The organism is Mesorhizobium sp. AR07, assembly GCF_024746815.1.
In the GTDB taxonomy this organism is placed as follows: domain Bacteria; phylum Pseudomonadota; class Alphaproteobacteria; order Rhizobiales; family Rhizobiaceae; genus Mesorhizobium.
In genome coordinates this window covers 4,260,887-4,272,961 of sequence record NZ_CP080525.1, presented here as the reverse complement: position 1 = coordinate 4,272,961, position 12,075 = coordinate 4,260,887, and the positions used below count along the sequence as shown (strand labels likewise).

At 64.6% G+C, this 12,075-nt stretch carries 11 protein-coding genes and 1 tRNA gene; 6 read left to right on the top strand and 6 right to left on the bottom strand.

From position 1 onward, the window contains the following. The first annotated feature begins 43 nt into the window (after positions 1-43). Both BPNPMPFG_RS21770 and BPNPMPFG_RS21765 read left to right on the top strand, forming a co-directional pair. Positions 44-934, top strand: coding sequence for an HpcH/HpaI aldolase/citrate lyase family protein (locus tag BPNPMPFG_RS21770; protein WP_258590723.1), 891 nt, complete (start codon positions 44-46; stop codon positions 932-934). A gap of 48 nt (positions 935-982) precedes the next feature. Beyond that, positions 983-1,189: a DUF1737 domain-containing protein gene (locus tag BPNPMPFG_RS21765; protein ID WP_027046018.1), complete on the top strand. Its 207-nt coding sequence runs from the start codon at positions 983-985 to the stop codon at positions 1,187-1,189. Between the two features lie 99 nt (positions 1,190-1,288). Here the strand turns inward: BPNPMPFG_RS21765 and BPNPMPFG_RS21760 are convergent, their stop codons facing one another. Continuing rightward, positions 1,289-1,711 (bottom strand): metallopeptidase family protein, encoded by a 423-nt coding sequence (locus BPNPMPFG_RS21760; RefSeq protein WP_227344381.1) that lies wholly within the window; start codon positions 1,709-1,711, stop codon positions 1,289-1,291. Positions 1,712-1,895: 184 nt separating this feature from the next. On the opposite strand from BPNPMPFG_RS21760, the gene BPNPMPFG_RS21755 reads away from it, so the two are divergent. From BPNPMPFG_RS21755 to BPNPMPFG_RS21745, 3 genes are read left to right on the top strand one after another with little or no spacing between them, the layout of a single operon-like run. Next, complete coding sequence (locus BPNPMPFG_RS21755) at positions 1,896-2,936, top strand: ImuA family protein (RefSeq protein ID WP_258590722.1); 1,041 nt, start codon at positions 1,896-1,898, stop codon at positions 2,934-2,936. After that, positions 2,869-4,368 (top strand): DNA polymerase Y family protein, encoded by a 1,500-nt coding sequence (locus tag BPNPMPFG_RS21750; protein ID WP_258596852.1) that lies wholly within the window; start codon positions 2,869-2,871, stop codon positions 4,366-4,368. The genes BPNPMPFG_RS21755 and BPNPMPFG_RS21750 overlap by 68 nt, the downstream gene beginning before the upstream one ends. Then, positions 4,365-7,697, top strand: coding sequence for an error-prone DNA polymerase (locus tag BPNPMPFG_RS21745; protein ID WP_258590721.1), 3,333 nt, complete (start codon positions 4,365-4,367; stop codon positions 7,695-7,697). The genes BPNPMPFG_RS21750 and BPNPMPFG_RS21745 overlap by 4 nt, the downstream gene beginning before the upstream one ends. A 267-nt stretch (positions 7,698-7,964) precedes the next feature. On the opposite strand, the gene BPNPMPFG_RS21740 is transcribed toward BPNPMPFG_RS21745, so the two are convergent. The 4 genes from BPNPMPFG_RS21740 to BPNPMPFG_RS21725 all read right to left on the bottom strand — a co-directional run bounded on the left by BPNPMPFG_RS21740 (position 7,965) and on the right by BPNPMPFG_RS21725 (position 10,714). Then, entirely contained in the window at positions 7,965-8,207 is a 243-nt protein-coding gene (locus BPNPMPFG_RS21740) for a Trm112 family protein (RefSeq protein WP_258590720.1), read from the bottom strand. 22 nt (positions 8,208-8,229) lie between these two features. Beyond that, positions 8,230-8,901: an LON peptidase substrate-binding domain-containing protein gene (locus BPNPMPFG_RS21735; protein ID WP_258590719.1), complete on the bottom strand. Its 672-nt coding sequence runs from the start codon at positions 8,899-8,901 to the stop codon at positions 8,230-8,232. 214 nt (positions 8,902-9,115) lie between these two features. Further along, positions 9,116-10,132 (bottom strand): thioredoxin, encoded by a 1,017-nt coding sequence (trxA, locus tag BPNPMPFG_RS21730; protein ID WP_258590718.1) that lies wholly within the window; start codon positions 10,130-10,132, stop codon positions 9,116-9,118. An 84-nt stretch (positions 10,133-10,216) separates the two neighbouring features. Next, positions 10,217-10,714 carry a prolyl-tRNA synthetase associated domain-containing protein gene (locus BPNPMPFG_RS21725; RefSeq protein WP_258590717.1) on the bottom strand — a complete coding sequence of 166 codons (498 nt, stop codon included), beginning with the start codon at positions 10,712-10,714 and terminating at the stop codon, positions 10,217-10,219. Positions 10,715-10,933: 219 nt separating this feature from the next. On the opposite strand from BPNPMPFG_RS21725, the gene BPNPMPFG_RS21720 reads away from it, so the two are divergent. Then, positions 10,934-11,008 (top strand) — tRNA-Gly (locus BPNPMPFG_RS21720). Between the two features lie 173 nt (positions 11,009-11,181). Here BPNPMPFG_RS21720 and BPNPMPFG_RS21715 read toward each other — a convergent pair. Further along, entirely contained in the window at positions 11,182-11,973 is a 792-nt protein-coding gene (locus BPNPMPFG_RS21715; protein WP_258590716.1) for a SapC family protein, read from the bottom strand. Between the last annotated feature and the right edge of the window lie 102 nt (positions 11,974-12,075).

Genomic DNA, 12,075 nt, shown 5'->3' with positions numbered 1-12,075 from the left:
CTGCACGCTTGCCTCGACCACCCACAGGCGGCATAGATCAGCCATGGAACCCTATCGCCCGCGCCGCTCGGTGCTCTACGTCCCGGCCTCCAGCGACAAGGCGCTGGCCAAGATCGCGCAGCTTTCCTGCGACGCAATCATCGTCGACCTGGAGGACGCCGTCGCTCCGGCCGACAAGGTTGCGGCACGCCAAAAACTGGCCGGCATTGTCGCCAACCGCCCAGTTGCCAACCACTTTGGCCACCATTGCGAGATGGTGGTGCGCATCAATGCGCTGGCCAGCGAATGGGGCGCCGACGACCTGCTGGCAGCGGCGAATTGCGAGCCGGACGGCATCCTTTTGCCCAAGGTCGACACGCCGCGCGACCTGCTCGAGGCCGGCGATGTGCTCGACGACAATTTTGCCCCCGACAGCGTGAAACTATGGGCGATGATCGAGACGCCCAAGGCACTGCTCAACATCGGCGCCATTGCCGAACTTGGCCGCGATCCCGCCTCGCGTTTGACTTGTTTCGTTGCCGGAACGAACGACCTGGCCAACGACACCGGCGTGCTGGCGACGCCGGACCGGCGCTATCTCGTGCCGTGGCTGATGCAGATGGTGCTGGCGGCGCGGGCGGGTGGCCTCGACATGCTCGACGGCGTCTTCAACGATTTTCGCGATCTCGAAGCCTTGGCCCGTGAATGCACGGAAGCGGCCGCCATGGGGTTCGATGGCAAGACCCTCATCCATCCTGCCCAGATCGAAGCGGCGAACCGCGCCTTTGTACCGTCCACTGAAACCATAGCCGGGGCGCGCCTGGTGAAAGATGCCTTTGCGCTTGCCGAGAACGCCGGCAAGGGCGTGATCGCGCTGAACGGCAGGATGGTCGAGCGGCTGCACCTGGCGCAGGCTGAAAAACTGCTGGCGAAGGCGGCCGCCATCGGCGCATGATATCAGCCTGTGCTCACGGGCATGGGCACTCACGACAGGAACAACCCGATGAAACTCTATCGCTTTCTGACCGCCCCGGACGACGCCAGCTTCTGCCACAAGGTGACGGCGGCGCTAAACAAGGGCTGGCACCTGTTCGGCTCGCCGACCTATGCCTATGACAAGAAGGCCAAGACGATGCGCTGCGGCCAGGCCGTGGTCAAGGATATCGACGGTCAGGAGTATGGGCCGGATACGAAGCTGAGCGATTGGTAAGATAGTCGAGCGCCAAGCGAAGCATAGACGCCGGCAGGACAGAGGGGGGCGCGAAGGAACGAGGCGCCGGTTGCGCACGTGCGCAGGCTCAGCAGCCGATCATTCCGCCGCCTCTTCGATCTTTTCCATATCGTCGTCCGACAGGCCGAAATGATGGCCGATCTCGTGGATCAGCACGTGGGTGACGATGTCGCCCAGCGTCTCTTCATTCTCGGACCAGTAATCGAGGATGGCGCGGCGGTAGAGCGTGATGCGGTTCGGGCCTTCGCCGGTCTGCGGGTTCCAGCGCTCGGCGATGCCGCGTCCCTCGAACAGGCCGAGCAGATCGAACGGTGTTTCCAGCGACAAATCGTCCATGATCTCGTCGGTCGGGAATTCGGTGATCTGGATGACGATCTCGCCGGTCAGCTTGCGAAAATCCTCCGGCAGATGGGCGTAGGCCTCCAGCGCCAGGAACTCCATTTCCTCCATCGAGGGCGAAAGTTCGTCGTGCCAGGTGCGGGTCTTGTAGATGCGGGCCATGCTTTGTCCTTTGATCCCGGCATATAGGCTTTCGCACCGGAATCGGCAAATGCAGGACGACCACGCGCCTCGGACAAGTCAACACGACAGGAATAAATTCCTCATGACTCTGCTTGACTCTTGGGACGCCCTCTGGAATCTATAGGAACATAACAGGAACAATTGTGAGTGGACACTGACCGTCATGGCGATGACCGCCGTGGCGCGGGAAACTGTTTTTGCCCTGCGCCGCCAGATCGCGAAAATCGAGGGAACGCTGCCCGAGCGCCTGCAGGCGTCGGCCGGCGCGACCTCTGATGCTGACGTCAACACCGGTCTCACGCCAAACACCAATGTCACAATCGTCCGGCGCGGCGTTGCCGCGACGTTGCCGGATGCATTCCTGCCCACCGGCGTCGAGCGGCTCGATGCCGCCCTGAGCGGCGGTCTGCCGAAAGCCGCCTTGAGCGAAATCCATGGCATTGAAACCCGCGATGCCGGAGCCGTCGCCGGCTTTGCTCTGTCGCTGACAAGCCTGATCCTCAAGCAGACGCAAGGGCTGCCGGTGCTGTGGATCGGCACAACGGAGATTTTTCGCGAGGCAGGCTTTCCCTATGCCAGGGGGCTGCATGCCTCGTTCGGCATCGAGCCGGAGCACTTGCTGTTTTCCGAGGCGCCAAGGCTTGTCGATGCGCTGTGGGTCGCCGAGGAGGCCGCAAAGATGACGGCGCTCGCGGCCGTCATCCTCGAAATACGCGGCAACCCGCAGCGGCTCGACCTGACCGCGACGCGCCGGCTGCATGCAAGGGCGCAGGGTGCCGGCCGGCCGGTGTTCCTGCTGCGGCAGGCGGCCGAGCCCGAGCCGACGGCGGCCCCTGTTCGTCTCATCGTCGCGTCGGCGCCGGCGGTGCCGCGCGAAACGATCGCCGGGCCGCTTGCCGGCTCGATCGGCCGCCCGGCCTTCACAATCACCATCGGCAAGAGCCGCACGGCCCTGCCTGGACAATTCACACTGGAGTGGAACCCCGATGAACGCGTATTCGATGAAAGAAGGGGCGACGAAAGATGGGGCGAGGAAAGAGCAAAGAATCCTGTCGCTGTGGTTTCCCTATCTGGCAGTGGAAAGGATCCTGCGGCAGCGTCTGGGGCGATCCTGGCGTTCCCGGCCGTCGGATCACCTGCCGTTGGTAATCAGCCATCGCAAAGGCAACGCGCAACGCATCTCGGCCCTCGACGAGCGGGCTGAGGCGCTGCACCTGAAGCGCGACATGGGCATTGCCGATGCGCGCGCCATGCATCCCTCGATCGACATCGTCGAGGCCAATCCGCAGGCCGACCGCCGCCTGCTCGAAGGCCTTGCCGACTGGTGCGACCGCTACACCCCGCTGGTCGCACTGGATGCAACAGACGGCCTGTTTCTCGACGTCACCGGCTGCACCCATCTTTTCGGCGGCGAGCGCGCCATGCTGGACGACATCCTGTCGCGCTTCTTCCATCAGGGTTTGGATGTCCGTGCCGGGCTTGCCGCGACGCCAGGTGCGGCCTGGGCGGCGGCGCGCTTTTGTGGCGACCGCATCGTCGCTGGCGGCGAGGAGGAGGCGCTGCTCGCGCCCCTGCCGCTGGCGGCATTGCGCATCGAACCCGCGATCCGCACCAGCCTGGAAAGTGTCGGCCTGCGCACGGCGGGCGCCGTCATGGCGGCACCGCGCGCGCCGCTCGCCCGCCGCTTCGGCGGCTCGCTGCTTTTGCGCCTCGACCAGGCGCTTGGCCGCCTCGACGAGGCCGTCTCGCCGCGCCTTCCGGTCGCGCCGCTTTCGGTCGAACGTCATCTCAGCGAGCCCGTCACCCTGACCGAGGACATCGAACGGCTGGTGGGCATGCTGGCGGCGGCCTTGAAGACCGATCTCGAGCGTCGCGGCGAGGGCGCCAGAATGCTGGCGCTGCTTTTGTTTCGCGTCGACGGCGCCGTCAGCCGCATCGCCATCGGCACCTCGCGGCCGATGCGCGAACCGCCGCTGATCCAGAAATTGTTCCATGAAAGGCTGGCCGCCCTCGAACAGGATATCGATGCCGGCTATGGCTTCGATCTCGTGCGCCTTTCGGTGCTGTCGGCCGCTGCTTTCGACATGCAGCAGGCCGATCTTGCCGGCGAGGTGACCGACGACGGCGCCGATATCGCGCTGTTCGCCGACCGCATCCGCGCCCGGCTCGGCGAGGGCGCGGTCCTGCAACCGGTTGTCGTCGAAAGCCATTTGCCGGAGCGCGCCGTCGCCACCATCCCCTTCACCGAAGCCCCGCGCCGGACCACGCCGCCGAAGAAGCGGGGCAGGATGCAGGCGCCGACGACCATCTTCCCGCCGGAACGGCCGATTCGCCTGTTCCGCGCGCCTGAACCCATCGAGGTGCCGGCCACCGAAATGCCGGAGGGCCCGCCCCTGAACTTCCGCTGGCGGCGCGCGCTCTATCGGGTGACGCGTGCCGAGGGGCCGGAGCGCATCGCGGCCGAATGGTGGCGCGAGTCGCCAAGCGACGAGGCGGCGTCGACGCGCGACTATTACCGCATCGAGGATGCCGCCGGCCGCCGCTACTGGCTCTACCGGCAAGGCCTTTATGGCAGCGCCCAAAATGGCGGCGCTAAAATTCCGCCGCGCTGGTTCCTGCATGGGGTTTTCGCATGAACGCGCTGACCATCATTCACTATGCCGAATTTGGCATCCAGTCGAATTTCTCTTTCCTGCGCGGCGCCTCCAAGCCGGAGGAGCTGGTGGTCGCCGCCAAGCTCATGGGCTTTTCGGCAATCGGGCTTGCCGACCGCAACACGGTGGCCGGCGTGGTGCGCGCCTGGCAGCAGGCCAAGGCGGAGACATTCGCCTATCACCCCGGATGCCGGCTGGTTTTTGGCGACGGCACGCCGGACATTCTCGCCTATCCGCAGGACCGCAAGGGCTGGGGGCATCTGTGCCGGATGCTGACGCAAGCCAATCTGCGTGACGAGAACGAAAAGGGCGCTACCCTTCTCCAACGCAGCGACCTCTTCGAATGGGGTGATCTGATGTCGCTGGCGGTCCTGCCCGATCTGACGGCGGGGGCAGACGACAGTCTCGCTATGCTGCGCCAGCTCAAGGATCGTTTCGGAAGAAATCTCCGTCTGGCCGTTTCGCCCGACTATGCGGGCAATGACCGTTTCCGGATCGAGCAGGCAGCGGCGGTGGCGCAGAGTGCCGGCATTCCGCTGATGGCGACCAACGACGTTCTCTACCACACGGCTGAGCGACGCCCGTTGCAGGACGTGCTGACCGCGATCCGCCTCAACACGCCCGTCGCCGAGGTCGGGCTGCAACTCGCCGCCAATGCCGAACGCCATTTGAAGCCGCCAATGGAGATGGCGCGCCTGTTCCGCCGACATCCGCAGGCGCTGGCCGAGACCTTGCGCTTTGCCCAGGAGCTGACTTTTTCGCTGAGCGATCTCCAGTACAACTACCCCGACGAGCCGACGCAATCGGGCCTGGGACCGCAGGCCGAGCTGGAAAGACTGGCGCGGGAGGGAGCGGCCGACCGCTATCCGGCCGGTGTGCCTGAATCCGTGACCAAGCGCATCGCGGAGGAACTCGCCCTCATCGAACGCCTGAATTACGCCCGTTATTTCCTGACCGTCTACGACATCGTCCAATACGCCCGCAGCCAGGACATTCTCTGTCAGGGACGTGGCTCGGCCGCCAATTCGATCGTCTGCTTCTGCATCGGCATCACCGAAGTGGGGCCGGACAGGATCGATACGCTGTTCGAGCGCTTCATTTCCGAGGAGAGGAACGAGCCGCCCGACATCGACGTCGACTTCGAGCACGAAAAGCGCGAAATCGTCATGCAGTACATCTACACGAAATACAGCGCCAAGCGCACCGCGCTGGCCGCCGCCGTCATCAGCTATCGCGGCCGCTCGGCGCTGCGCGAAGTGTCGAAGGCCATGGGCCTGTCGGAAGACGTCAGGGGATCGCTGTCCGGTTCGATCTGGGGCTGGTCGACCTCGGAGCTCGGCGAGAAGGAAGCCCGCGCCGGCGGCCTCGACCGCACCGACCCGGTGTCGCGGCACGTGATCGAGCGCGCCAATGAGATCATGGGCTTTCCCCGCCATCTGTCGCAGCATGTCGGCGGCTTCGTCATCACCAGGGACCGGCTCGACGAGATCGTGCCCATCGTCAAGACGGCGATGGACCAGCGCAAGATGGTCGAATGGGACAAGGACGATCTCGACGCGGTGAAGATCCTGAAAGTGGATGTGCTGGCGCTCGGCATGCTGACCTGCCTGAAGCGCGCCTTCACCCTGCTTGAAAAGCACTATCCTGATGCGCGGGATGACTATGGCCGACCCTATGTGCTGGCCACCTTGCCGCCGGAAAAAAAGCAGGTCTACAAAATGATCTGCCGCGCCGACACGCTCGGCGTCTTCCAGATTGAATCGCGCGCCCAGATGTCGATGCTGCCGCGCCTGAGGCCGGAAACCTTTTATGACCTCGTCATCGAGGTGGCGATCGTGCGGCCGGGCCCGATCCAGGGTGACATGGTCCACCCCTATCTGCGCCGCCGGCAAGGCAAGGAAAAAGCCGTATATCCCAAGCCGGAGCTGGAGGAGATTCTCGGCAAGACGCTGGGCGTTCCGCTGTTCCAGGAACAGGCGATGAAGATCGCCATCGTCGCCGGCGGCTTCAGGCCGGGTGAGGCCGACGAATTGCGCCGCGCCATGGCCACCTTCAAGCGTACCGGCACGATCGGCAATTACCGCCAGCGCATGGTCGACGGCATGGTCGGTAGGGGTTACGAGAAGGACTTCGCCGAGCGCTGCTTCAAGCAGATCGAGGGTTTTGGCGAATACGGCTTTCCCGAAAGCCATGCCGCCTCCTTCGCGCTGCTTGTCTATGCCTCCTGCTGGTTCAAGACCTTCTATCCCGACGTGTTCTGCGCCGCGATCCTGAATTCGCAGCCGATGGGTTTTTACCAGCCGGCGCAGCTCGTGCGCGACGCGCGCGACCATGGCGTCGAGATCCGCGACGTCGACGTCAGTTTCTCCGTCTGGGACTGCACTTTGGAAGAAGCGCCTTTCGATCCGGCCCGCATCCTGCCGCGCCACGCCGAAATGCGCGCTGTCATCCAGACAAATCATGCGCTGCGGCTCGGCTTCCGCCAGATCAAGGGACTTTCCAAGGAGCGCATGGACCTGTTCGTCGAACGGCGCGGCGACGGCTACGAGTCGGTCAGGGATGTCTGGCTGCGCTCCGGCCTCGATGTCGACGAGATCGAAAGGCTGGCGCAGGCCGACGCTTTCCGTTCGCTCGGCCTTGATCGTCGTGAAGCCTTGTGGGCGGTGCGCGCGCTCGACGGCAAGAGGGCTACCGAGAAGCTGCCGCTGTTCGATCAGCCGGCGCTTCGCCTGCGCGAACTGGAGCCCGAGACGAAGCTGCCCAAAATGCCGCTCGGCGAGCATGTCATCCATGACTACCGCTCGCTCGGCCTGTCGCTGAAGGCGCATCCGGTCGCCTTCCTGCGCGAGCGGCTCGACCGGGCCGGCGTCACGCCCAATGCCAGATTGTCCTCCGTGCGCGATGGCAGGCGTGTCTCGGTCGCCGGCCTCGTGCTGGTGCGGCAGCGCCCCGGCAAGGGCAACGCGATCTTCCTGACGCTGGAGGACGACAAGGCCGTCGCCAACGTCATCATCTGGCCAAGGATTTTCGACCGCTTTCGCCCTGTCATCATGGGCGCCAGGTTCATTCGCGTCACCGGAAAATTGCAGTCGGAATCGGATGTCGTCCATATCGTTGCCGACAGGATCGAGGATCTGACGCCGTGGCTGACCGTGCTTCTTGAGAAGGTTGGCGCGGCCAGCCTGCCGGTCGCCAGGGCTCCAGATCGCGACAGCCGCCCCGCGCTCCGCAATGCGTCGAGCGGACAGGATCTCGCAACGCTGTCGGAAGAGGCGGAAAGTGTCATGCCCAAGGGACGCAATTTTCAGTAGGCGCGGTGCATACTTTCGCCATCCGAGGAAGCGCCGCGATCCTTCGCGCCCCCCTCTGTCCTGCCGGACATGTCCCCCTCGTGGGGGGAGATTGGCAGCTTCGGTCTCGCCGCCTTTTCTTACAATGCTGATTCTTACAATGCTGAAAATTGGCGAAAGCCGAGGTGAGGGCCGATCTCCCCCCTTGAGGGGGAGATGCCCGGTAGGGCAGAGGGGGGCGCTGTCCCGCCAGCCTCCGGCAAATTGGCGGATACAAGAACGAGCTCCTCACGAAGGCCCGCTCAAGCGCGGCGGAGACAGCACGTCCTCCACGGAGAGCGTCCGCGCTTCCGAAGGCAGCATGATCGGGATGCCGTCGCGCACCGGATAAGCGAGCTTGGCGACCCTCGAGATCAGTTCGCCGCGCTCCGGATCCCAGGTCAGCGGGCCTTTGGTCAGCGGGCAGGCCAGCAGCTCCAGCAGCTTGGGGTCGACATTGATTTTCTTTCCGTCACGCCCATCCGCCGCCATGTGGTCACCCTTCTCCCCGCCCCTACTGCAGGCTTGAACCAAAATCCTCATTCTCGCGCGCCAGCGCCATTTCGGTGATGGCGATCAGCGTCTCGGCCCGCGTCTTCAAATCCGCCGCTTCGAGCAGCGCCTGCTTCTCGGCTGGCCCGTAGGGCGCCATCATCGACAGCGCGTTGACCAGCATGGCGTTTTCGGCCCGGCTGACGCTCTCCCAGTCGGCTTCGAGGTCGTTGGCCTGCAAATAGGCGCGGAATGCCCTGAGCAGCGATGGCCGGTCGATCTCGTTCGCGGCCTGACCCTCGTCCAGATCGGTGAGGAACGGCGCCAGCTTGCACTGGCGAAACGGCGTCTTGACCGTGAGCTCGTGGGTGATGCGGAACCGGCACACGCCCTGCAGCGAAATCAGGTAGCGGCCGTCACCGGTCTCGGAAAGGGCGATGATGCGGCCGGCGCAGCCGACATTGCAGAGCTCCGGCTCGCCGTCGTCGCGCAAGGCGCCATCAAGGCGGGGTTGGATGATGCCGATGAGCCGCGAGCCGGTGATGGCCTCGTCCACCATCTGCAGGTAGCGCGGCTCGAAGACGTTGAGCGGCATGCGCCCCCCCGGCAGCAAGAGCGCACCCTCGAGCGGAAAGATCGGGATCGTCGACGGCAAATCCTTGGCGAGCCGGTAATGCGCGTTTCCCGCTTGCACCTCATTCCTCCGATCGCTTCGTCGAAAAGCGTCAATCCCGCCCGGGCCTGGAGCTGTTCGCCGTTTCCGTGAAACGGCGAACCACTCTATCTCTTTGTTTTGACGCAATTCCGGACGGAAAACCGTTTCACACTTTTCCTGGAATTGCTCTAGTCCTATCTGGCGCTTCGGCCGCCGGCCGCAAGCCCGTGCGGCAAAACAAACGCAACCCGGCTCAGGAAAACAGCAACGCCGACAATTTGCGGCGCGCGGCAAGCGTCGCCGCGTCGGTCATGCCCCAGGCCTCGAACAGCTGCAGCAATTGCGTCCTGGCGCCGTCCTCGTTCCACGTCCGGTCGGCCTTGATGATGGCCAGCAGATTGTCGGCCGCCGCCGTGCGATCGCCGCTGGCGTTCTGGATCATGGCCAGATCGAAACGCGCTTGATGGTCTTTGGGATCTTCTGCCAGGCGGCGCTCGAACTCGGCCGGATTGCCAAGCGCGGCGGCTTGCGCTGCAAGCGCCATCTTGGCGCGCAATGCGGCCAGCGGTGGCGCATCCTTCTTGGCCTCCGGCGCGGTTGCCAGCAGAGCCTCGGCGCCCGCTGTGTCGCCGGCCTCGAACAACAGTTCGCCCAGCCCGGCAATCGCCTCGATCGTCTCCGGCGCCTGTGCCAGGACGGCGTCGTAGATATCCGCCGCCGTCTGCATGTCGCCGGCGTCGCGCGCCTCGGTGGCCGCGGCCAATGCCTCGGCCACCGGCGGCGCGCCATTGCCCTTGCCGCCGACCTTGGTGATGAATTCGGCGATCTGGCTCTCGGGGATGGCACCCATGAAGCCGTCGACCGGCTGGCCGTCCTTGAAGGCGATGACCGCCGGGATCGACTGGATGCCGAGCTGGCCGGCGATCGAGGGATGATCGTCGATGTTCATCTTGACCAGCTTGACCCTGCCGCCGGCGGCCTTGACGGCCTTTTCCAGCTGCGGCGTCAGCTGCTTGCAGGGCCCGCACCACGGCGCCCAGAAATCGACCAGCACCGGCTGGCGGCGCGATTCCTGGATGACGTCGGCGGCAAAGGCGGCGGTCGTCGTGTCCTTGATGACATCGCCGGCGGGGGCGCCAGTGGGGGCTAACGCCGCATCGCCAGGCGCGACCTTGGCGCGCGGGGCTTCGGTTCCGCCATACTGCACTGTGGTGGCATATTGGCCGCCATTGCCGCCAAAGGGGCCGCCAAACGGATTGTTGTCGCTCATCTCTTTACCCTTCCGTGACGCGGCCGGCCGGCGGCCAGGCGCCATATCCTTCAGACAATCGGATTCAAGCCATCCATGTGGCGATCACGCGGAGACTTTCAAGATAGCAGCATCGTGCCCTGTTGCCTCGACGAATTTGATCAGGTCGCCCGCCGCGATCGACGTCGTCGCCTCATTGGTCAGTGGATGGGCGTTGATCACCGCATGCTGCATCAGTGCTTGATCGAGAACGACCTTGACCCGGCCCGCGGTGTCGTTGATCAGCCCAAGGACCGTGACCGCGCCCGGCGTCACGCCGAGCAGCTCCATCAGCATCTCCGGCCTGCCGAAGGAGACGCGGCTGGCGGCGCCGATCAGCTGGTGGATCTGCTTCAGGTCGACGACCGCGTCCTCGCCGACGGTGACCAGGAAGAAATTGTCCTTCTTGTCCTTCAGGAACAGGTTTTTCGTGTGCCCGCCGGCGATTTCGCCACGCAGCGCCTGCGAATCGGCAACCGTGAACAGCGGCGGATGGCGCCGCGTCGAGGCGGCAATGTCGAGTTCGGCAAGAAAGGTCATCAGCTCGGCTTCGGTCTTCGGCATCGGTTTTCGTCTTCGTCCCGTTTTCTGCCAAGCCGTTTACGGCCAATCGGGCGGCCGACACAAGACCGTCATGCGACATCGCGGCGACCGCGCCCGCCGCACAGTGCCGGTGCCTTGCCGGTATCGCCTGCCGCGTTGCAAAAAGCGTACTATTTCCCTGTTGCAATCGCCGCGCTCTTCAGCCATATAGGCCCGGCTTGCGGCCAAGACGCCGTGCGAGCGGGTGTAGCTCAGGGGTAGAGCACAACCTTGCCAAGGTTGGGGTCGAGCGTTCGAATCGCTTCACCCGCTCCAGTTTCCTCAAAGGGAATCAAGCATCGAAAAGCCGCGGTCCGCCGCGGCTTTTTCGTTTTCAGGGGTGTGCGCTGGACGGGGCGCTTTGGCGGAAATCTTGCGCATCATCTTCCAGAAATCACATAAAGTCACAGCGAGAACGGTTCACGCTTGGCCTCGTTGGCCTTGCGCCCTCAGCCGTTCTTCGCCCCGTCCGCCTTCCGCAGCGACGCCTGATGCACCAGCGAGGTCCAGCTGTTGGTCGAGGCGAGGTGGCAGTAGAGCAGGCCGAGTGCGCCTGATTTCCTGAGATCGAGAAACGCCTCGTCGCTCAGTTTGTTGAAGGCCGGCTCGTCGATCACCTGGAAGTCGGTGAGGTTGAGCACCTCGCCGCCCTCGAGCGTCACCTGGCTCTGGCGCGGCGCGAACAGGCCGTGCGCGTCGATCCTTTCGACCATCGCGCGGGTGGCGTTGAAATCGATCTGGAACTGATTGCAGAAGGCGAGCGCCTGCTTGGTCGCTTCGGTCGGCTCGTTGCCAATGAAGAACGGCAGAATCTTTTCGTCACGGAAGGGCGCCAGCAACTGGTCGACGATGCGCTCGCTTGCGCGGTCGACGCACAGCGTCAGCCGGCCGGGCGACTTCGGATCTTCGGCCAGGATGAAGGGATAGCGGCGGACATAGGCGGGGATGTAGTGCGGCCCGGTCCATTTGCCGTCGGCGTCGACGAACAGGTTCTCGTCCTTGCGCACGCCGGTGATGATCACCGGCGCCTTGGCCTCGCCGATGAAGACGATCGGGTAGGAGCGCATCGCCGCCGGCATTTCTGACGCCACCACCGGAATCGCATGGGCCGAGCGGGCAAAGGCGAAGTCGCTGCGCGCGGTCAGGCCAAGCGAGCCGTGCCGCGCTGGGTTGAGCGCCTCGGGCCTCGAATAGAACAACGGCATCGCATCGCTTGCCAATTCCGTCCTTGCACCTGCCATCGTCCGTCCCTTCTCCCGCGAGCCGCTCGGGCCGCCCCTGTCAGACCCCGAAAGCCGGGGCTGTTCTTGCCGCGCTGATCTTGGTCTGGAAACAATCCCGCG

Coding starts and splice junctions, on each gene's coding strand:
- BPNPMPFG_RS21770 (WP_258590723.1), top strand. CDS start 44: ATGGAACCCTATCGCCCGCGCCGCTCGGTGCTCTACGTCCCGGCCTCC.
- BPNPMPFG_RS21765 (WP_027046018.1), top strand. CDS start 983: ATGAAACTCTATCGCTTTCTGACCGCCCCGGACGACGCCAGCTTCTGC.
- BPNPMPFG_RS21760 (WP_227344381.1), bottom strand. CDS start 1,711: ATGGCCCGCATCTACAAGACCCGCACCTGGCACGACGAACTTTCGCCC.
- BPNPMPFG_RS21755 (WP_258590722.1), top strand. CDS start 1,896: ATGGCGATGACCGCCGTGGCGCGGGAAACTGTTTTTGCCCTGCGCCGC.
- BPNPMPFG_RS21745 (WP_258590721.1), top strand. CDS start 4,365: ATGAACGCGCTGACCATCATTCACTATGCCGAATTTGGCATCCAGTCG.
- BPNPMPFG_RS21740 (WP_258590720.1), bottom strand. CDS start 8,207: ATGGCGGCGGATGGGCGTGACGGAAAGAAAATCAATGTCGACCCCAAG.
- trxA (WP_258590718.1), bottom strand. CDS start 10,132: ATGAGCGACAACAATCCGTTTGGCGGCCCCTTTGGCGGCAATGGCGGC.
- BPNPMPFG_RS21725 (WP_258590717.1), bottom strand. CDS start 10,714: ATGCCGAAGACCGAAGCCGAGCTGATGACCTTTCTTGCCGAACTCGAC.
- BPNPMPFG_RS21715 (WP_258590716.1), bottom strand. CDS start 11,973: ATGGCAGGTGCAAGGACGGAATTGGCAAGCGATGCGATGCCGTTGTTC.